This is a genomic window from Sphaerisporangium fuscum (assembly GCF_018531465.1).
Taxonomy (GTDB): Bacteria; Actinomycetota; Actinomycetes; order Streptosporangiales; family Streptosporangiaceae; genus Sphaerisporangium; species Sphaerisporangium fuscum.
In genome coordinates, this window is record NZ_JAHDTF010000033.1 from 60,832 (window position 1) to 80,570 (window position 19,739).

Annotated in this window: 15 protein-coding genes; 5 read left to right on the top strand and 10 right to left on the bottom strand. The window is 71.8% G+C overall.

The window, feature by feature from the left end:
* Window positions 1-24: 24 nt before the first annotated feature.
* The 7 genes from KIK05_RS35895 to dnaK all read right to left on the bottom strand — a co-directional run bounded on the left by KIK05_RS35895 (window position 25) and on the right by dnaK (window position 7,653).
* Entirely contained in the window at window positions 25-513 is a 489-nt protein-coding gene (locus KIK05_RS35895) for a hypothetical protein (RefSeq protein ID WP_214415302.1), read from the bottom strand.
* 98 nt (window positions 514-611) lie between these two features.
* A complete protein-coding gene (gene trxA / locus KIK05_RS35900; protein WP_214415303.1) occupies window positions 612-1,046 on the bottom strand; it encodes a thioredoxin in 435 nt (144 codons plus the stop codon).
* 58 nt (window positions 1,047-1,104) lie between these two features.
* The gene (gene clpB / locus KIK05_RS35905) at window positions 1,105-3,747 is read right to left on the bottom strand and encodes an ATP-dependent chaperone ClpB (protein WP_214415304.1); all 2,643 of its coding nucleotides are present in this window, start codon (window positions 3,745-3,747) and stop codon (window positions 1,105-1,107) included.
* Window positions 3,729-4,085, bottom strand: a complete 357-nt coding sequence (locus KIK05_RS35910) for a chaperone modulator CbpM (RefSeq protein WP_214415305.1) — start codon at window positions 4,083-4,085, stop codon at window positions 3,729-3,731. The genes clpB and KIK05_RS35910 overlap by 19 nt, the downstream gene beginning before the upstream one ends.
* Window positions 4,086-4,122: 37 nt before the next feature.
* Entirely contained in the window at window positions 4,123-5,088 is a 966-nt protein-coding gene (locus KIK05_RS35915) for a DnaJ C-terminal domain-containing protein (RefSeq protein WP_214415306.1), read from the bottom strand.
* 3 nt (window positions 5,089-5,091) lie between these two features.
* The gene (locus tag KIK05_RS35920) at window positions 5,092-5,727 is read right to left on the bottom strand and encodes a nucleotide exchange factor GrpE (protein ID WP_214415307.1); all 636 of its coding nucleotides are present in this window, start codon (window positions 5,725-5,727) and stop codon (window positions 5,092-5,094) included.
* A gap of 21 nt (window positions 5,728-5,748) precedes the next feature.
* Window positions 5,749-7,653, bottom strand: coding sequence for a molecular chaperone DnaK (dnaK, locus tag KIK05_RS35925; protein WP_214415308.1), 1,905 nt, complete (start codon window positions 7,651-7,653; stop codon window positions 5,749-5,751).
* A 302-nt stretch (window positions 7,654-7,955) separates the two neighbouring features.
* On the opposite strand from dnaK, the gene KIK05_RS35930 reads away from it, so the two are divergent.
* Complete coding sequence (locus tag KIK05_RS35930; RefSeq protein WP_214415309.1) at window positions 7,956-10,754, top strand: AAA family ATPase; 2,799 nt, start codon at window positions 7,956-7,958, stop codon at window positions 10,752-10,754.
* A gap of 18 nt (window positions 10,755-10,772) precedes the next feature.
* On the opposite strand, the gene KIK05_RS35935 is transcribed toward KIK05_RS35930, so the two are convergent.
* Window positions 10,773-11,270, bottom strand: coding sequence for an ATP-binding protein (locus KIK05_RS35935; RefSeq protein WP_250564016.1), 498 nt, complete (start codon window positions 11,268-11,270; stop codon window positions 10,773-10,775).
* Window positions 11,271-11,521: 251 nt separating this feature from the next.
* Here KIK05_RS35935 and KIK05_RS35940 point away from each other — a divergent pair, with 251 nt between their 5' ends.
* Together KIK05_RS35940 and KIK05_RS35945 are read left to right on the top strand one after the other, a co-directional pair.
* Entirely contained in the window at window positions 11,522-12,427 is a 906-nt protein-coding gene (locus KIK05_RS35940; protein ID WP_214415310.1) for a Sco1979 family transcriptional regulator, read from the top strand.
* Window positions 12,428-12,504: 77 nt separating this feature from the next.
* A complete protein-coding gene (locus tag KIK05_RS35945; RefSeq protein WP_214415311.1) occupies window positions 12,505-13,053 on the top strand; it encodes a type 1 glutamine amidotransferase domain-containing protein in 549 nt (182 codons plus the stop codon).
* 60 nt (window positions 13,054-13,113) lie between these two features.
* On the opposite strand, the gene KIK05_RS35950 is transcribed toward KIK05_RS35945, so the two are convergent.
* The gene (locus KIK05_RS35950) at window positions 13,114-14,379 is read right to left on the bottom strand and encodes a cytochrome P450 family protein (protein WP_214415312.1); all 1,266 of its coding nucleotides are present in this window, start codon (window positions 14,377-14,379) and stop codon (window positions 13,114-13,116) included.
* A 297-nt stretch (window positions 14,380-14,676) separates the two neighbouring features.
* Window positions 14,677-17,076, bottom strand: coding sequence for a GcvT family protein (locus KIK05_RS35955; protein WP_214415313.1), 2,400 nt, complete (start codon window positions 17,074-17,076; stop codon window positions 14,677-14,679).
* A gap of 71 nt (window positions 17,077-17,147) precedes the next feature.
* Between KIK05_RS35955 and KIK05_RS35960 the strand changes: the two genes are divergently transcribed.
* Window positions 17,148-18,074 (top strand): choline/ethanolamine kinase family protein, encoded by a 927-nt coding sequence (locus tag KIK05_RS35960; RefSeq protein WP_214415314.1) that lies wholly within the window; start codon window positions 17,148-17,150, stop codon window positions 18,072-18,074.
* Between the two features lie 42 nt (window positions 18,075-18,116).
* A complete protein-coding gene (locus tag KIK05_RS35965; RefSeq protein ID WP_214415315.1) occupies window positions 18,117-19,673 on the top strand; it encodes an amino acid permease in 1,557 nt (518 codons plus the stop codon).
* Window positions 19,674-19,739 lie beyond the last annotated feature (66 nt).

The window sequence follows — 19,739 nt, forward strand, 5'->3', positions numbered from 1 at the left end:
TTCCACCGGGCGTGATCCCTCGGGTCACGCCCGGACCCGATCGGGGCCGACCACCGTCGCGGGGAGGGCGCGGGCGCGGCGGGCGACGACGAACGCCTGGGTGCCGACGGTGACGCCCATGAACACCAGCATGGTCGTGGGCGGCTGCGGGAGGCCGAGCGCCTGGCCGACGGCGTAGATCCCCACGCGGGCGAGCACCGAGGCCAGCCAGCCGAGCATCGTCCAGCCGGTTCCCCTGGACCACAGCACGCCGTCCTCGTCCCGCCACACCCGGACGGTGCGGGCGCGCAGGACGCCGAAGCCGACGGCGACGACCAGTTCCACGGCCAGCAACGCCACACCGAGGAGCAGGTTCTCCTTGACGACCAGCCCGCCCGACGCGAGGCCCGCCACGATCATGGCCAGGGCGAAGTACCGGAGCCCGTAGCCGGTGGCCTGCCTGGTCTTGAACTGCCGGTACACGACGAAGGCGATCACCGCGAGGACGGCCAGCACGGTCTGCGTTCGATCCATGGCCTGAACAGTAAGGACAGGGGGGTCTCGGCCGGATCGGCGTGCGGGTGGAGTTTCCCTTCTCCACCCCAGGGTGGAGCCACCGTTCCTGGGAGGGCTCAGGGAGAGCCGAGGGCCTCCTCCAGCCATTTGCGCAGGACGGGGGCCGGGGCGGCGCCGGCCCGCTGGCTGACGAGCCGGCCCTGGTTCATGATCAGCAGCGTGGGGATGGCCTGGACGCCGAAGCGCGCGGCCGGCTTGGGCGCCCGGTCGACGTTCACCTTCACCAGCTTGAACGTGCCGGCGAGATCTCCCGCGAGCTCTTCGAGGATCGGGCCGACCATCCGGCACGGGCCGCACCACTCCGCCCAGAAGTCCACCAGGACCGGCAGTGCCGCCTGGTCGACGACCTCGCCGAAGTCGTCGTCGCCCGCCTCGGCGATCCACGGCAGCGGCGCGTGGCAGGCCCCGCACCGCGGGACACCGGCGGCGGCCGCCGGCAGGCGGTTCTTGTGCCCGCACCTGCGGCACTTGACGATGGTCGAGGATGTCATGCGCCCCGGCCTCCCTGTCTCACCCTGGTCGAGCGCGGCGGCCGCCTCGACGCGTGCGTCACGCCGCGCTCCGTTCGGCCCCCCTGCCGCCCGGGTTCTCGTACGAGACGGTCAGCTCGCCGTCGGGCAGGTCGACGCGGACGACGGCGCCCTCACGGACGTCCCCGGCGATCAGCGCGCGCCCGACGCGCGTCTCGACCTCGCGGGCGATGAACCGGCGCAGCGGGCGGGCGCCGTAGACCGGGTCGAAGCCCTGCTCGGCGATGAAGCGGATCGCGGCCGGGGTGACGTCCAGGGTCATCCGCCGCTCGGCGAGCCGCTTCCTGATGTCGTTGAACATGAGCGAGACGATCTTCTCGATCTCGGGTTCGGTCAGCGGCTTGAACAGCACGATGTCGTCGACGCGGTTGAGGAACTCCGGGCGGAAGCGCGAGCGCAGGTCCGCCATGACCAGCTCGCGCGCCTGCGGCTCGATCTCACCTTCTGGGGTGACGGCGTCGATCAGGTACTGCGACCCGATGTTCGACGTCATGATGATCACCGTGTTGCGGAAGTCGACCGTGCGGCCCTGGGCGTCGGTCAGGCGGCCGTCGTCGAGCACCTGGAGCAGCATGTTGAAGACGTCCGGGTGCGCCTTCTCGATCTCGTCGAACAGCACCACCGAGTACGGCTTGCGGCGCACCGCCTCGGTGAGCTGGCCGCCCTCCTCGTACCCGACGTATCCGGGGGGCGCGCCGACCAGGCGGCTGACCGTGTGCCGCTCCTGGTACTCGCTCATGTCGACGCGGACCATGTTCTCCTCGGTGTCGAACAGCGCCTCCGCCAAGGCCTTGGCCAGCTCGGTCTTCCCGACACCGGTCGGGCCGAGGAAGATGAACGAGCCGATGGGCCGGCGCGGGTCCTTGATGCCGGAGCGGGCGCGGATGATCGCGTCGGCGACGGTCCGCACCGCCTCGTCCTGGCCGACGACCCGCTCGTGCAGGATCTCGTCCAGCTTGAGCAGCTTCTCCCGTTCGCCCTCCTTCAGGCGGCTGACCGGGATGCCGGTCCAGCGGGCGACGATGCCGGCGATCTCGTCCTCGGTGACGACCTCGCGGAGCAGCCTGTTGCCGCCCTGCTTGGATTCCAGCTGCTCCTCGGCGCCCCTGAGCTTGCGCTCCAGCTCCGGCAGCTTGCCGTGCATCAGCTCGGCGGCGCGGTTCAGGTCGTACACGCGCTCGGCGTGCTCGGCCTCGCGCCGCAGCACCTCGATCTCCTGGCGCAGGTGCTGCACCTTCTTGAGCGCGTGCCGCTCGGCCTCCCACTGGGCGCGCATGGCGTCGGCCTGGGCGCGCAGGTCGGCGAGCTCCTTGCGCAGCGCCTCCAGGCGCTCCTTGCTCGCCGGGTCGCTCTCCTTGGACAGCGCGGCGTCCTCGATCTCCAGCCGCATCACCCGGCGCGTCAGCTCGTCCAGCTCGGCGGGCATGGAGTCGATCTCGGTGCGCAGCATCGCGCAGGCCTCGTCGACCAGGTCGATCGCCTTGTCGGGCAGGAACCGGTCGGAGATGTAGCGGTGGCTCAGCACGACGGCGGCGACGATCGCGCTGTCCTGGATCTTCACGCCGTGGAACACCTCCAGGCGTTCCCGCAGGCCGCGCAGGATGGAGATCGCGTCCTCGACGGACGGCTCGTCCACGAAGACCGGCTGGAACCGGCGCTCCAGGGCGGCGTCCTTCTCGATGTACTTGCGGTACTCGGCGACCGTGGTCGCGCCGATCAGGTGCAGCTCCCCGCGGGCGAGCATGGGTTTGAGCATGTTGCCCGCGTCCATGGCCCCTTCGGTGGCGCCCGCGCCGACGACGTTGTGCACCTCGTCGATGAACAGCAGGATCCGTCCCTCCGATGCCTTCACCTCGGTCAGGACCGCCTTCAGCCGCTCCTCGAACTCGCCCCGGTACTTCGCGCCCGCGATGAGCGAGCCCATGTCCAGGCTGAAGACGGTCTTGTCCTTCAGCCCCTCCGGGACGTCGCCCCGGGCGATGCGCTGGGCGAGGCCCTCCACGATCGCCGTCTTGCCGACGCCGGGATCGCCGATGAGGACCGGGTTGTTCTTGGACTTGCGGGACAGGATCTGCATCACCCGGCGGATCTCGGTGTCGCGCCCGATGACCGGGTCGAGCTTGTCGCTCCGCGCGGCGGCCACCAGGTCGATCCCGTACTTCTCCAGCGCCTCGTAGGCGACCTCCGGGTGGGCGGAGGTGACCCGCTGGTGGCCACGGATCTTGGTGAGCACCTCCAGCAGCCGCTCGCGGTCGAGCCCCTGCCCGCCGAGCAGACGGCCCGCGGCGGTCTCGGCGCCCTCGTCCACGAGCGCGACCAGCAGGTGCTCCACCGAGACGTACTCGTCCTTCAGCCGCCGCGACTCCTGGTCGGCCGCGTCGAGCAGGCGGGACAGACGGCGGGTGACGTAGACGTCGCCGGGCCTGGCTCCCGGGCCGCTCACGCGAGGACGGCGTTCCAGCTCGTCCTGGAGTTCGAGGCGCAGCTTGTCGGGGTCACCGCCGGCGGCGGAGATCAGGCGCGGGACCAGGCCCTCGGACTGCTCCAGCAGCGCCAGCAGCAGGTGCTCGCCGTCGACCTCGGTGTGGCCGTAGCGGATCGCCTTGGTCTGCGCGTCGTGCAACGCCTCCTGGGACTTCTGGGTCAATCGGTTCGGGTCCACGATGACACTCCCGTAGGTGAGATCCGCCGCAGAGCCGCCTCCAGCTCCGCGATGCGGTCGAGCAGGTCGATCACCACGCCCAGCGCGGCGTAGTTGAGGGACAGGCCGGCGTGCAGGCGTTCGATCCGGCCGATCCGGGCCAGCTGCGAGGGGGCGAACCTCATGTCCTCCTGTCCACGCGTCATGGGGTCGATCAGGCCGAGGCAGACCAGCCTCCGCACCTGGTCGGGGTGCAGGCCCGCGGCGCGGGCGAACGACTCCAGGCTGATGCCGGGCACGCGCGCGGACTCCTCCGCCGCCACGTCGAAGTCGGGGAGCCGGACCAGAGCCGTCGTCATGGGGCCGCCCTCCTCGGGTCGGAGCCGAAGGCCGCGATCATGAGCCGCGCCTCCTCGGGTCGAAGCCGGACGTCGATGCGAGCTGTTCGAACAGGCGGCGTTCCTCGTCGCCCAGCCGGGGAGGCACCAGGATCCGCGCCTCGGCGTACAGGTCGCCGGGCGTGCCCTTGGGGTTCGGCAGGCCGCGCCCCCGCAGGCGCAGGCGGCGGCCGCAGGAGGTGCCCGGCGGCACCTTCAGCTTGGCCTCGCCGCCGGGGGTGCCGACCGCGACGGTCGCGCCGAGCGCCGCCTCCCAGGGGGCGAGCGGGAGCTGGATGTGAAGGTCGCGTCCCTCGACGCGATAGTGGGGGTCGGAGATCCGGACGACCAGGTACAGATCGCCGGCCCGGCCGCCGTCCCCGCCGTGACCGCCCTGGCCGGCGAGCCTGATGCGCTGGCCGGCGGTGACACCGGCCGGGATGTTCACCTGGAGGGTGCGCGGGCCCTCCGGACCCTGGACGGTGATCGTCCGCCGCCCGCCGTGGTAGGCGTCGTCGACGGTGAGGACGATCTCGGCCTCCTGGTCGGCTCCGGGGACCGGCCCCCACCGCCGTCCCGGTCCTCTGCGCCCACCCCGGGCGCCCGCGCCGAACATGCCGCCCAGGAGCTCCCCGAGGTCGATGTCCATGCCCTCGCCCCCGGTGAACCGGAATCCGCCCTGGCCGGCGCCGGCGAACGGCCCGCCGCCCCTGGCCCCGGCGTGGGCCCTGGCCCAGACCTCGGGGTCGACGTCCTCGGGCACCGAGCGCCAGTCGGCACCGAACGCGTTGTAGCGCCGCCGCTTGTCCGGGTCGGCCAGCACGTCGTAGGCCTCGGAGACTTCCTTGAACTTCTCCTCCGCGCCCGGGTCCTTGTTGACGTCCGGGTGGTACTTGCGGGCGAGCTTGCGGTAGGCGCGCTGGATCTCCTCCTGGCTCGCCGTCCTCGGCACCCCGAGAGCTTCGTAGTGGTCGCGCGCCGCCATCGTTCAGTCCGGCCTGGTGGAGACGATCACCTGGGCGGGGCGCAGTTGCTGTTCGCCGCGGCCGTAGCCGGGCCGTACGACCGCGACCACCGTCCCTGGCGCGACCTCCGTGTCGGTGACGGTGCCCACGGCCTCGTGGTAGGCGGGATCGAACGGCACCCCCTCCTCGTCGTTGCGCAGGTACCCGAGCCGGGCGAGCGTCGCCACGGCCTGGTCGCGCACGGCCCGCACGCCTTCGATGACGGGGTTGGGGTCCGATTCGGCGTGGCGCAGGGCGAGGTCGAGGTTGTCGACGATCAGCAGCCATTCCCGTGCGACCCGGGCGCGCTCCTCCATCCGGATCCGGTCGGCGTCGCGGGCCATGCGCTTGCGGAGGTTGTCCAGCTCGGCGGCGCTGCGCAGCCAGCGGTCCTCCAGCTCGGCGATCTTGGCGTCCAAGTCCTCCAGCGCGGTGCCGGCGCTCTCCTGGCGCCGCGCCTCGGCGGGCGCCGGGGGCTGCGCCGCCCCCTCCCCGGCCCGCGGGCCCGGGTCGGGGTCCGGGCCGCGGGCGCCGGTGTCCGGGCCCACCCCCGGCGCGCCGGGAGCGGGTCCGGAGGTCGGTGGCCTGGGTTCCTGCGGCGGCCCGATGTCCGGCGGCATGTCTTCGCACCCCCTGCCCTGTCAGTCCGAGGTGGTGAACTCGGCGTCGATGACGTCGTCCTCACCGCCGGTCGTCCGCCCCTGCTGGGCGCCGGCCCCCGCGGGCTCGCCGGCCTGCTCCTGGCGCGGACCGGCGGAGACCGCGCCGAGGCCGTGGAACACCTGCTGCAGCTCCGAGCTCAGGTCGCGCAGCCGCTCGACGGGCGCCTCCTCCTTGACGGCCTGCCGCCCGTCGGCGATCAGCTGCTCGGCGCGTGCCTTCTCGTGCACGGGCACCGCGTCCCCCAGCTCCGACAGGCGGCGTTCCACCTGGTAGGCCACCGAGTCGAGCTCGTTGCGCGCGTCGATCGCCTCGCGGATCCTGGCGTCCTCGCCGCGGTGCCGCTCGGCGTCCTGGACCATCCGATCGATCTCGCTCTTGTCGAGGTTGGAGCTCTCGCTGATGGTGATGCGCTGCTCGGCGCCGGTGTCCTTGTCCTTGGCCCCCACGTGGAGGATGCCGTTGGCGTCGACGTCGAAGGTGACCTCGATCTGGGGCACTCCACGGGGCGCCGGGCGGATGTTCTCGAGCCTGAACCTCCCGAGGGAACGGTTGTCGGCCGCCCGCTCGCGCTCGCCCTGCAGGACGACCACGTCGACGGCGTTCTGGTTGTCCTCGGCGGTGCTGAAGGTCTCGGTGCGCCGGGCCGGGATCGTGGTGTTGCGCTCCAGGACCTTGGTCATCACGCCGCCGAGGGTCTCGATGCCGAGCGACAGCGGGGTGACGTCCAGCAGCAGGACGTCCTGCACCTCTCCCTTCAGGACCCCGGCCTGGATCGCGGCGCCGTCGGCCACGACCTCGTCGGGGTTGACCGTCATGTTGGGTTCCTTGCCGCCGGTGAGACGGCGCACGAGGTTCTGCACGGCAGGGATACGTGTCGATCCGCCGACCAGGATCACCTCGTCGAGGTCGTCGGGCGACAGCTTGGCGTCGTCCATGGCCTGCCTGACGGGACCCATGGTGCGTTCGATCAGGTCGTGGGTGATCTCCTCGAAGGTGGAGCGCATGAGCGTGGTGTTGAGGTGCTTGGGCCCGTTGGCGTCGGCGGTGATGAACGGCAGGCTGACGGTGGTCTGGGTGACCGACGACAGTTCGACCTTGGCCTTCTCGGCGGCCTCGAACAGCCGCTGCAGCGCCTGCGGGTCACGCCGAAGGTCGATGCCCTCGTTGCGCTGGAACTCGTCGGCCAGGTGGTCGACGATCCGGCGGTCGAAGTCGTCGCCGCCGAGGTGGGTGTCGCCGGCGGTCGCGCGGACCTCGATGACGCCCTCGCCGATGTCGAGGACGCTGACGTCGAAGGTGCCGCCGCCGAGGTCGAAGACCAGGACGGTCTCGCTGGCCTTCTTGTCGAGGCCGTACGCCAGGGCGGCCGCGGTCGGCTCGTTGATGATGCGCATGACCTCCAGACCGGCGATCTTGCCGGCGTCCCTGGTGGCGTGGCGCTGCGCGTCGTTGAAGTAGGCGGGCACCGTGATGACCGCCTCGGTGATCTTCTCGCCGAGGAACTTCGACGCGTCCTGCACGAGCTTGCGCAGCACGAGGGCCGAGATCTCCTCGGGGGCGTAGAGCTTGTCCTTGACCTTGAACCGGACGGCGCCGTCCGGGCCGGGTACCACGTCGAACGACACGGCGTTGATCTCGCTCTGCACCTCGTCGTAGCGCCGTCCGATGAAGCGTTTGACCGAGTAGAGGGTGCCCTTGGGGTTGAGGATCGCCTGCCTGCGGGCGAGCTGGCCCACCAGGCGCTCCCCGGTGTCGGTGAAGGCGACCACCGACGGGGTCGTGCGCTGCCCCTCGGCGTTCGGGATGACGACCGGTTGACCGTCCTCGGTCGTCGCGATGACGGAGTTCGTCGTGCCGAGGTCTATGCCGACTGCCTTGGCCATTCCTACCTCCCCTGGCGTGCGCGCTCGGGCGGGGAACCCGCGCCCCGGCCCATGACCCCGGCCGCACACGTGTCTCCCACGTTTCCGACACTCGTCCAGAGGCGGTGACCTCACATCCTCCAACCTGGTAGTCGTTGCGCACGCGGCGCCGTCCGTGGCGCCGGCGGGGTGGAGGGCCCTGGTGCGCGGCGTGCCGCCGGAGGGTGCCGGGGAGGGGCCGCGCCGGCCGGATGGAGGATGCCACCCCGTCCGAAATACGCCTTTTATCCCCTATGTACTGTTGGTGGGAGGCGGGGGGAGACATGCGTGGACGTGAACGCGAGCGGCACACCGTCATCCAGGCGCTGAGGACCGCGGAGGCGGGCCACGGCGCCACGCTGCTGGTCGAAGGCGAACACGGGACGGGCAAGAGCCTGCTCCTCTCCGAGGCCGCGGCCCTCGCGGCGCGGCGGGGATTCCTCACGGCCGCGGGCGCCGCCGAGGAGCTCGGTGAGCTGATCCCGCTGGCTCCTCTCTTCACGGCCCTCGGCCCCTCGTTCACCGGCGCCGGTCTGGCCGAGGAGGCGCTGCGCGACGGGCTGGACGAGCGGATCCGGCTGGTGGAGCGGCTGCGGGCGCGGCTACGCGAGTGCGCCGGCACCCGCCCGGTGCTCGTCATCCTGGACGATCTCCAGTGGGCGGACCACGCCACGCTCGCGGCGCTGCGCACCCTCCACTGGGAGCCCGCCCGCGAGCCGGTCGCATGGCTCCTCGCCCGCCGTACCGCGCGGGTACCGGCCCCGCGCCGGGCGGCCGACGACGAGACCGCCCACCTGTTCGGCCTGCTCGAACGGCACGGGGCGGAGCGCGTCGAACTCGGCCCGCTCCCCGGCGACGCGGTCGCCGAGGTGGCGGCCGACGTCCTCGGCGCCGCGCCCCAGCCGGACGTCCTCGCCCTGGCGGCGGGAGCGGGCGGCAACCCCCTGCTCCTCACCGAACTGCTCACCGGCCTGCGCGAGGAGGGCTCGGTGGAGGCCCGCGAGGGCCGGGCGCACCTGCTGTCCGGCGAGCCGCCACGACGCGTGCATCTGCACGTACGGCACCTGCTCGACCGGCTCGGGCGCGAGACCCGGCAACTGGTGGAGGCCGCGGCCGTGCTCGGCCGGTCCTTCTCCCCCGAGGACGCCGCCGAACTGGTCGGCAAGCCCCCGGCGGCTCTGCTGCCGGCCTTCGACGAGGCCTTCGACTCCGGGATCATCGCCACCGGCGAGCACGCGCTGGAGTTTCGCCACGAGCTGGTCTGGCGGGCCGTCGTGGCGGGCATCCCCCCTCCCGTCCGGCACGCGCTGCACCACCAGATCGGGAAGATCATGCTGGAGCGGGGCGGGTCGGCGGTCCAGGCGGCCGGCCACCTGATCGAGGGCGCCCGGCCGGGCGACACCCGTACGCTGTCCGGGCTCGAGCAGGCCGTCGCCCAGGTCCTCCCCACCTCGCCCCGGGCCGCCGCGGACCTCGCCCTCCAGGTGGTCGAGCTCACCGATCTGACCGACCCCGGCAGGCCCGCGCGCGTGGTCACCGCCGTCACCGCGACCACCGAGGCCGGACGTCTACCTGAGGCGGAGAGCCTCATCCGGTCGACGCTGTCGCGCCCCGTGCCCGCCACCGCCGCCGCGGAGCTGCGCTGCGCGCTGTCGGAGATCCTGTTCATGACCGGCCGGGCCGAACAGGCCGTCCGCGAGGCGGAGGCCGCGCTCACCGCCCCGGACCTGCCGGGACGCCTGCGCGACCGGGCCGTCCTCGCCCTGCTGCACGGGCTGGCCGTCACGCCCGGCAGCGGGCGCGCCGCGCGGGAGGCCGAGGCGGTCCTCGCCGCCCCGGACCGGTACGGGGAGGCCGCAGCCGTGGGCGCCATGACCGTTCTCGCGGCTCTGCGCTGGGAGGCGGGGCGGCTCCACGACGGCCTGCGGCTGGCCCGCGAGGCCGTGCGCCGCGCGCGGGGCGCACCCCCGGCCGTACGCCGCGCCCACCCGCGCCTCACCCTCGCCTCCATGCTCACCGACCTGCGCCGATTGGAGGAGGCCCGCGCCGTCGTCGAGGAGGCCGGCGAGGAGGTGGAGGCGCTCGGCCACGGCGCCTGGCTTCCCGGAGCGGCCGTGCTGCGCTCGCGCGCCGACCTGGTGGCCGGCCGTCTGGACGACGCGGCGGCCAGGGCCGAGGCCGGGCTGCGCCTCGCCGAGGACCTGGGGACGTGCCTGTTCACGCCTCTGGCGGCATCGGTGCTGGCCACCGTCTCCCTGCGCCACGGCGACGTCCGCGCGGCGAGCGAGCACATCGAGCCCGGCCGGGACCGCCGGTTCCCGCACCTCGCCGGTGGCACGCCCGGACGGTACGCGACCGCCGCCGCCCGGGTGCTGGAGGCCCGTGACGGCCCCGCCGACGCGATGAAGCAGGTCGCGCACCTCTACCCTGAGCTGCGGGAACGGCCCGGACCGCTTGTGGAGGACCCCGCCGGGGCGGCCTGGCTGGTCCGCCTCGCCCTCGCCGTGGACGACCGGGCGAGCGCGGAGTCGGTGGTCGCGGCGGCCGAGGGCCTGGCGGACGCCAACCCCGGGTTCGGCACGCTGCGCACCGCCGCCGCCCACGCGCGCGGCCTGCTCGACGGGGACGTCGCCGCCCTCGCGCGGGCGGCCGAGGAGGGAGCGGACGCGTGGGCGCGGGCGTCCGCCGCCGAGGATCTCGGCCTGGCGCTGGCCGCCCGGGGCGAGCCCGACGCGGCCGTCGGGGCGCTGAACCGGGCGCTGGCGGGCTACGAGGAGGCGGGGTCCACCCGGGACGCCGCCCGGCTGCGTCGCAGGCTGCGCAGGATGGGCGTACGGCACCGGCACTGGGCCACCGCCGACCGCCCGGTGTCCGGCTGGGCCAGCCTGACCGACACCGAACGCGCGGTCTCCCTCCTCGTCGCCCAGGGATGGACCAACCGCCAGGTCGCCGACCAGATGTTCATCAGCGTGCACACGGTGGCGTTCCACCTGCGCCAGATCTTCCGCAAGCTGGAGGTGACCTCCCGCGTCGAACTGACGCGCCTGGTCATGGAGCAACGCCACGACCTCGACCGCCGGTGACCTGTCCGGCGGCCGGATTCAGGCGGAGGTGCGCGCCGGGACGAGGCTGTGGGGGGTGGTGAAGGCGGCCCAGACGAGCTTGCCGCGCCCTTCCAGAAGGCGCCAGCCCCAGGAGCAGCTCATGGCCTCGACCAGCCACAGGCCGCGGCCGCTCTCGGCGTAGTGGTCGGCCTCGGTGACGACGGGAGGCTGCTCGGTGGGGTCGAAGACCGCGCAGACGAGGTGGGAGGCGCGGTGGACCAGCCGGACCCGGGTGGGCGCGCCGGCGTGCCGCATGGCGTTGGTGACGAGCTCGGAGATGACCACCCGGGCGTCGGAGCTCAGCTCGCCGAGCCCCCAGTTGTGCAGGGTCGCGACCGTGAAGTCACGGGCGCGCTTGATCGAGACGTTCGACAGGCCCACGCCCGACAGCTCGGCGCCGAGGGGTTCCCACAGGTCGTCCTCCATGGCGGGCAGCAGCCACCAGGGAGCCTCTCCCCGGACCACGGCTTGCCGGCGTGCCAGGTGTGCGGTCATCGAGATCCTCACTAGACGCGGTCGGACATGACGTGGGCCAGTCAATCTTTCTTCAGGTGGGGCACGCATGCAAGAACGGATGCACGTGCAGATGCCGGTTTTTCCTCACGGAATCGTGACATTTGGTCCTCTGACGGCCGCTTCCCCGGATGTCACCTTCAAACAATCCGCGGGCCGGGACCGCTGTGTACGATCTCCAGCGGGGGATGAGAAACTGTCGGCTCATCGCACCAAGGCTCCAGGGAGCTCTCATGTTTTCGGCGCTCGAGCAGGACGAATCCCCCGAAGGGCGCGTTCTCGCGCACTCTCGCGGCGGACCGACGGCCCTGCGCATCCTGCTCGGCACCCAGCTGCGCCGCCTCCGCATCGCCAGGGGCATCAGCCGGGAGGAGGCCGGCGAGGCCATCCGCGCCTCCCACGCCAAGATCAGCCGTCTGGAGCTCGGCCGCGTCGGCTTCAAGAAGCGCGACGTCGCCGACCTGCTCACCCTGTACGGCGTCGGCGAGTCCGACGAGCGCGACACCTTCTTGCAGCTGGCCGAGCAGGCGAACGCGCCCGGCTGGTGGCACAAGTACAGCGACCTGCTCCCCACCTGGTTCGAGCTCTACGTCGGGCTCGAAGAGGCGGCCTCGATCATCCGGACGTACGAGATCCAGTTCGTCCCGAGCCTGGCTCAGACCGAGGACTACGCCCGCTCGGTGATCATGCTCGGGCACTCCGAGGCGTCGGAGGAGGAGATCCGCCGCCGCGTCTCGCTGCGGATGGCCCGCCAGCAGCGGGTCCTCGCGCCCGACGGCGCGCGGCTGTGGGCCCTGATCGACGAGGCCGCGCTGCGGCGACCGCTCGGAGGGCAGGCCGTCATGCGGGCCCAGGTCGATCGGCTCCTGGAGCTGTCGGCGTCGTCCTCCATCACCCTCCAGGTGATCCCGTTCGGGCAGGGCGGCCACTCGGCCGCGGGCGGGCCGTTCACCATCCTGCGGTTCGGCGAGCGTGAGCTGCCCGACGTCGTCTACATGGAGCAGCTCACCAGCGCCCTGTACCTCGACAAGCGCGAGGAGACCGACCCGTACATGAAGGTCATGGACCGCCTGTGCGTCGAGGCCGCCACCGTCACCGAGTCGAGGCGGTTCCTCGACGCCCTCCGCAAGGAGCTGTGAGGGCGACCGCGCATACCCGCGCGGTTGCCGGGCACGGGCTAGCTGGAAAGGAAAAACGCGAGCTCACAGGAGGCATCATGCTTCAGGGCAAGACGATCGCCTTTCTGGTGGCCCCCGAGGGCATCGAGCAGGTCGAGCTGACCGAGCCGTGGAAGGCCGTGGAGCAGGCCGGAGGCACCCCCCGGCTGATCTCCACCCAGCGCGGCAAGGCCCAGGCCTTCCAGCACCTCGACAAGGCGGACACCTTCGACATCGACGCGACCGTGGACGAGGTGAGCGTCGACGACTTCGACGGGCTGGTGCTGCCCGGCGGCGTGGCGAATCCGGACCACCTGCGCATGCACGAGAACGCCGTGCGCTTCGCCCGGGGCTTCTTCGACGCGGGCAAGCCGGTGGCCGCGATCTGCCACGCGCCGTGGACGCTGATCGAGGCCCGCGTCGTCGGCGACCGCGCGATGACGTCATGGCCGAGCCTGAAGACCGACCTGACCAACGCCGGCGCCTCGTGGGTCGACCAGGAAGTGATGATCTGCCGCAACGGCCCCAACACACTGATCACCAGCCGCAAGCCCGACGACCTCAAGGCCTTCTGCCAGGCCGCCGTCGACGCCTTCGGCGGCACGTGAGGCGATGGACCCCGTCCGGCCGGCCCTCCCTCGGGAGCCCGGCCGGACGTCCGGTGCTGCTCACAACCTCACGGGGAGGCGCGCGAGACGCCAGGAGCCGGGCATGAGCTGGCGTTCCAGCTCGGCCGGGGGCACGGCGAGCGAGAGGTCGGGGAAGCGGCGGAACAGCGCCTCGAAGGCGACCTCGCCCTCCTGGCGGGCGAGCGCGGCCCCGAGACAGTAGTGCAGACCGTGCCCGAACCCGACGTGGTTCTCCTTGCGCCGGTCGGGCTCACGGGTGATGTCGAGCCGTTCGGGGTCGTCGAACTCACGGGGGTCGTAGTTCGCGCCGACCAGCACCGCCACCACAGGCTCGCCCTTGCGCACCGGCATGCCCCCGATCTCCAGATCTTCGGTGGCGTATCGCAGGCGGGTCATCTGGACCGGGCCGCACCAGCGCATCAGCTCGTGCACCGCGCGCGGGGTCATGGCGGGGTCGCCCTTCAGCAGCGCGAGCTGGTCGGGGTGCGTGAGAAGGGCCGCCGTGCCGTTCCCGATCAGGTGGGCCGTCGTCTCGTGCCCCGCCAGCACCAGGGTCAGCACGAGGGTGACCATCTCGGTGTCGCTCAGCCGGTCGCCGTCCTCGTCGTGGGTGCGGATCAGGCCGGTGAGCAGGTCGTCGGTGGGGGCGGCGCGGCGGCGTCCGATCAGGTCGTGGATGTGCGCGATCATCTCGCGCAGGGCGTCCGCCATGCCGTCCGACTCCAGCGTCACCAGCGCCTTGCCCCATTCGCGCCACTGCGGGCGGTCGTCCTCGGGGATGCCGACCAGCTCGCAGATGACCGTGATCGGCAGTGGGTAGGCGAAGTGCTCGATCAGGTCGACCACGCCGTTCTCGGCGAGACCGGGCAGCCGGTCGAGCAGGCCCTCGGTGATCTCCTCCACCCGGGGGCGCAGCTCGCCGACCCGGCGCGCGGTGAAGGTCCGCGAGACGAGCTTGCGCAGCCGCAGGTGGTCGGCGCCGTCGGCGTCGAGGATGCTGTCCAGGATGTACTTGCCGTACTCCTCGGGGATGCCGCGCGCCTTCAGCTCCCTGTCCCGGATGTTCTCCACCTCCAGGCCGGGCACGTGCGCCGGGTTGTTCACGAAGCGCGAATCGCTCAGCACCGTCTTGACGTCGTCGTACCGCGTGGCGATCCATATCGGCGTGCCGCGCCCGAAGAACGAGGCCCGCACCAGCGGGGCCTGCTCGCGTAGCCGGGAGTAGGTGCCGAAGGGGTCTTTCATGAACTCGGGGTCCATGAGGTTCACCGGGCCGCTCACGCCGGGGTCGACCGGAGTTTCCATACCTGCCCTCCTCGGGCGTCGGTTGCCGGGAGTCCCCTCCACCACGAGCTCCGGGCACCACCCCGTCCCGCTCCCGGAGCCGGAGGATCAGCTAGATCTATTCACACCCCGCCCGCCCTTCAACCCTCTTTCCCTGAACAGCCCGGGAAAGCACCAAACCGAAATAACCCTTTCATTCGCGACTTATGCCACTATCTCTCGGCGCGTCGCAGGAAAGAGTCTTCCTGCTCGCTCCGGTCGTCTCGGCTCCTCCGGAGACAAATCCGTATCGGTGAGACCGGCCTCTGCCGGGCTCCTCTAGGAGCCCGGCAGGTGGCGGACGCGGTGGTTGCCCGGGTCGTACAGGGGTTCGGGGGTGATCTCGGCGGAGACCCAGCCGCCGTTGACGCCGATCTCCACGCGGCCGGGGTCCTGGTCCGCGGGGAGGTAGGTGTAGGCGATCGAGCGGTCGACGCGGTGCCCGTACCCGCCGCTGGTGACGCGGGAGGCCGGTACGCCGTCCACGCGGACCGGCTCCCCGCCGAGGCAGACCTGGCGGGGGTCGGCGAGCACCAGGCAGCGCAGCGTGCTCCGGGGGGCGGGCAGGGCGTCGCTCCCGACGAAATCCTTGCCGCGGCTGACGGCGAAGCCCAGGCCCGCCTCCAGGGGAGTGGTCTCGGGGGTGATGTCGAGCCCCCAGACGCGGTAGCCCTTCTCCAGGCGCAGGGAGTCGAGGGCGCGGTACCCGGCCGGGCGCATGCCGCGCGGCAGGCCCGCCTCCATCAGCGCGTCCCACAGGGTCAGGCCGTATTCGGAGGGGCAGTAGAGCTCCCAGCCGAACTCCCCGGCGAACGTCACCCGCTGCGCCAGCACCGGGACGTACCCCACGGTGATCTCCCGCGCCCGCATGTAGCCGAAGGTCAGGTCGTCGCCGGTCAGTTCGCCGAGGATGTCCAGGGCCTTGGGACCCCACAGGCAGTAGCAGGCGTACGCCGAGGTGACGTCCCGCACGTCGAGGCCGTGCCGCCGCAGCCACGCCGCGTCGTGGACGCCGAACGCCGTGCCGGTGACCATGCGGAAGCGGTCCTCGCCCAGGCGGGTGACGGTGACGTCGGCCTCGATGCCGCCGCGCGGGTTCAGCATCTGGGTGTAGACCACCGAGCCGACGGGGCGGTCGAGGTCGTTGGCGCAGAGCCGCTGGAGGCCGTCGAGACCGGTGATCTCCAGCTTGGCGAAGGAGGTCTGGTCGAAGAGCCCGGCGGTGTCGCGGGTGGCCAGGCACTCGGCTCGGATCGCGGGCGACCAGAACTTGCCGGCCCACCCCTCGGGGCGGAACTCCTCACCAGAGGTGTCGTCGCCCGGCGAGTACCAGTTGACCCGCTCCCAGCCGGTCTTCTCGCCGAACTCCGCGCCGAGCTCGGCGTGCCGGATCCAGGCGGGCGAGCGGCGCAGCGGGCGGGCGGCGGCGCGTTCCTCGCCCGGGTAGACCACGTCGTAGTACTTGCTGTAGGAGTCGAGGGCCTTGGCCCTGGCCCAGCGGGAGCCGCGGGCGTGGGAGCCGAAGCGGCGGACGTCCATGCCGAAGACGTCGTACTCGGGGGTGCCGTCGACGATCCACTCGGCCATGACCTTGCCGACGCCGCCCGCCGCCGCCAGTCCGTGGACGCAGAACCCGGCCGCGACCCAGAACCCGGCCACGGCGGTCTCCCCCAGCAGGAACTCGCCGTCGGGGGTGAACGCCTCGGGGCCGTGGACGACCTTGGCGAACGCGGCGGGGTCGTCGCCGTCGATGCCCGCGAGGCCGGGCAGTCGCCGCCGCGCGGACTCCCAGGATTCGCGAAATTTCGCCATATCGGGCGCGAAGAGGGTGCGTGGCTCCGCCAACGGCGCCGAGGTGTCCCACACCTCCGGCGTCCGGATGTACCCGCCGACGAGGATCCCGCCGCCCTCCTCGCGGAAGTACACGATGTTGTCCGGGTCGCGCACGGTCGGGCTGCTCGCGGGCACCCCGAACGGGTTCGTCACGACGTACTGGTGCTTGATCGGCACGATCGGCACGTCGACCCCGGCCAGCCGCCCGAGCCTGCCCGCCGCCGCGCCCGCCGCGTTCACGACGGTCTCGGTCCTGATCACCTGCTCGCCTGCCCGGACGCCCCGGACCCGGCCGTCCCGCACGTCCACGCCGGTCACCTCGACCCCGGTGACGATGCGCACGCCGAGCTTCTCGGCCCCGGCGGCGAGGGCGCGGGCGAGGCTCGCGGGGTCGAGCCAGCCGTCACCCGGCAGCCACAGCGCCGCGCGCACGTCGCCGACCTCCAGCAGCGGCAGCATGTCGCGGGCCCGGTCCGGCGACAGGAGCTCCATGTCGAGCCCGTACGTCTCGGCGGCGCCCGCCTGCCGCAGCAACTCCTCGTGCCGCTCGGCGGTGGTCGCCAGGCGCAGGCCGCCCACGCCGTGCCAGCCGGGATCGAGGCCGGTCAGCTCGCTGAGCTCGGGGTACAGCCCCGCCGAGTACATGATCATGCGCGTCTGAGTCACGGTGGACCGGAGCTGGCCGACGAATCCGGCCGAGTGCCACGTGGTGCCTTCCGTCAGCTCGTGCTTTTCGAGCAGGATGACGTCTGACCAGCCCAGTCTGGCCAGGTGGTAGGCCACGCTGCATCCGGCGACGCCACCGCCGACGACCACGGCCTGCGCCTCGGCGGGAAGTTTCACCATCGGTACCCCCGTGTAACGAGCGGCGCGCATAATCGGATCAATGGTCTGAAGGTAGACCAAAGGAGGCCCGCGTGCCAGATGTCCTCGGCTCGGCACTCGAACTCGTCTCGGCCTGGGCCGGCCGGCCGGTCACCTGCACCCGGCTCAAGGGCGGGCTGAGCCACCAGATCCTGCGCGTCGAGACCGGCCAGGGCGACCGCTGGCTGCTACGGGTCCTCGACCCCGAGGTGTCCGCCGCCGGGCTCGGCATCCCCCTCGACCTCGAGATCGTCAACACCGTGCGGGCCGCCGGAACCGGCGTGGGGGCCCAGGTGCTGCTCAGGCTCCCCGGCGCGGTGCTGCTGGAGTACATCGACGGTGTCACCCTCGACGCTTCGGCCGTACGGGACCCGGCGATGGCGCCGCACGTCGCCGAGGCCTGCCGGCGACTGCACTCGGGGCCCCGGTTCGCCACCGACTTCTCGATCTTCCGAAAACTGGAGGAGCTGCTGGGGCTCTGCCGGGCCCACGAGCTCAAGATCCCCGAGGGGTACGAGGACCGGTTGCCCGTCGTCGCCGAGATCGAGGCCGCGATGGACGCCCGTCCCGCCCCCACCGTCCCGTGCCACAACGACCTGCTGCCCGCGAACCTCATCTTCGACGGCCGGCGGGTGCGCATCGTCGACTACCAGCTGTCCGGCAACAACGACCCGGCGTTCGAGCTGGGCGACATCGCCGCCGAGGCCGACTACGACGCGGAGATGGCCGGACGCTTGACGAGCGCCTACTTTGGGGACGAGACTCCGGCGGCAAGAGTCCAGCTCTATCTGATCATGTCCAACCTGACGTGGACGCTGTGGTTCAGCGTCCACCACGGCCTGCTCGCCGAGCACGCCGCGGCGGCCGACTTCGACTACGACGCCGAAGCCGCCGCCAAGTTCGCCAAAGCCACCCGGGACCTCGACGATCCCGGGTTCGGCAGGCTCATCGACGACGTCCGGGGCCGGAGACGGCTCTAGCGCAGCACCACCGCACCACCCCGCGCAACGCAAGGAGGCCCGATGGCCCAGCCAAACCTCGACGACGACGCCGAACGCCTGGCCCAACTCGGATACAAGCAGGAGCTCTCACGAAGCTGGAGCGGCTTCTCCAACTTCGCGATCTCGTTCTCGATCATCTCCATCCTCGCCGGCTGCTTCACGACCTTCGGGCAGGCGTGGAACAACGGCGGACCGCTGGCCATCTCCGTCGGCTGGCCGCTGATCTCGGTGTTCATCCTGATCATCGGTTTCTGCATGTCGGAGCTGGTGTCGGCGTATCCGACGGCGGGTGGCATCTACTGGTGGGCGGCGAAGCTGGGCGGGCCCGTGCACGGGTGGTTCACCGGCTGGCTCAACCTGATCGGCCTCATCGCGGTGACCGCCTCGGTGGACTACGGCTGCGCGACGTTCCTGAACATCGTCATCGGCCGGTTCAGCGACGGCTGGGCGGGCGGCGACGCGCTGAAGCAGACGTTCGCGCTGTTCGCCGTGATCCTCGTGCTCCACGCCCTGATCAACATCTTCAGCCACCGGTTGATCTCGTTCCTGCAGAACGTCTCGGTGTGGTGGCACGTGTTCGGCGCCGCGCTGGTCGTGCTCATCCTGATCTTCGGGCCGTCCAAGCACCAGAACGTGGGCTTCCTGTTCGAGCAGTTCAACCACTCGGGCTTCGGCTCCGGCTCCTCCGGGCCGACGTTCTGGCTGTACGTCCTGCCGCTCGGCTTCCTGCTCACCCAGTACACGATCACCGGGTTCGACGCCTGCGCGCACGTGTCGGAGGAGACCCACGGCGCCGCGGTGACCGCCGCCAAGGGGCTCTGGAAGTCGATCTTCTACTCGGCGATCGGCGGCTGGGTGCTGCTGCTGTCGTTCCTGTTCGCGGCCACCGACATCGACGCGATCAACAAGGAGGGCGGCTTCGTCGGCGCGATCTTCACCTCGTCGCTGACCCCGAGTCTGGCCACCGTGGTCTTCGGCATCTCGACGATCGGGCAGTTCTTCTGCGGGATGAGCTGCGTGACCTCGATGTCGCGCATGACCTACGCCTTCTCGCGGGACGGCGCGGTGCCGGGCTGGCGGCTGTGGTCGCAGGTCGACAAGAACAAGACCCCGGTCAACGCGATCATCGCGGGCTGCGCCGTGGCGCTGCTGCTCACGCTCCCCGCCCTGTACGCGCCCGAGGGCACCACCACGCCGGTGGCCTTCCTCGCCGTGGTGTCGATCGCGGTGATCGGGCTGTACCTGGCGTTCCTCATCCCGATCTGGCTGCGCCTGCGCATGGGCGACGCCTTCCGGCCCGGGCCGTGGACGCTCGGCCGCAGGTACAAGCTCTTCGGCTGGATCGCGGTGATCGAGATCGCCGTCATCTCGATCTACTTCGTCCTGCCGATCAGCCCGGCCGGGGTGCCGGGGAACAAGGACTTCACCCTGACCTCGGTCAACTACGCGCCGATCGCGGTCGGGGCGGTGCTCATCGGCATCGCCCTGTGGTGGACCCTGTCGGCGCGGCACTGGTTCACCGGCCCCCGCCGCACCATCGAGGAGGTGCCGGCCGGGAACGCGGAGACCATCGGCTGACCCGCCCCCGGGCCGTACGGCTCGCGCCTCGCGGGGCGCGGGCCGTACCGTTCCCGGCGGGTCAGG

Coding starts and splice junctions, on each gene's coding strand:
- KIK05_RS35940 (WP_214415310.1), top strand. CDS start 11,522: ATGTTTTCGGCGCTCGAGCAGGACGAATCCCCCGAAGGGCGCGTTCTC.
- trxA (WP_214415303.1), bottom strand. CDS start 1,046: ATGACATCCTCGACCATCGTCAAGTGCCGCAGGTGCGGGCACAAGAAC.
- KIK05_RS35950 (WP_214415312.1), bottom strand. CDS start 14,379: ATGGAAACTCCGGTCGACCCCGGCGTGAGCGGCCCGGTGAACCTCATG.
- KIK05_RS35965 (WP_214415315.1), top strand. CDS start 18,117: ATGGCCCAGCCAAACCTCGACGACGACGCCGAACGCCTGGCCCAACTC.
- dnaK (WP_214415308.1), bottom strand. CDS start 7,653: ATGGCCAAGGCAGTCGGCATAGACCTCGGCACGACGAACTCCGTCATC.
- KIK05_RS35915 (WP_214415306.1), bottom strand. CDS start 5,088: ATGGCGGCGCGCGACCACTACGAAGCTCTCGGGGTGCCGAGGACGGCG.
- KIK05_RS35895 (WP_214415302.1), bottom strand. CDS start 513: ATGGATCGAACGCAGACCGTGCTGGCCGTCCTCGCGGTGATCGCCTTC.
- KIK05_RS35935 (WP_250564016.1), bottom strand. CDS start 11,270: ATGACCGCACACCTGGCACGCCGGCAAGCCGTGGTCCGGGGAGAGGCT.
- KIK05_RS35955 (WP_214415313.1), bottom strand. CDS start 17,076: ATGGTGAAACTTCCCGCCGAGGCGCAGGCCGTGGTCGTCGGCGGTGGC.
- KIK05_RS35910 (WP_214415305.1), bottom strand. CDS start 4,085: ATGACGACGGCTCTGGTCCGGCTCCCCGACTTCGACGTGGCGGCGGAG.
- KIK05_RS35945 (WP_214415311.1), top strand. CDS start 12,505: ATGCTTCAGGGCAAGACGATCGCCTTTCTGGTGGCCCCCGAGGGCATC.
- KIK05_RS35920 (WP_214415307.1), bottom strand. CDS start 5,727: ATGCCGCCGGACATCGGGCCGCCGCAGGAACCCAGGCCACCGACCTCC.
- KIK05_RS35930 (WP_214415309.1), top strand. CDS start 7,956: ATGCGTGGACGTGAACGCGAGCGGCACACCGTCATCCAGGCGCTGAGG.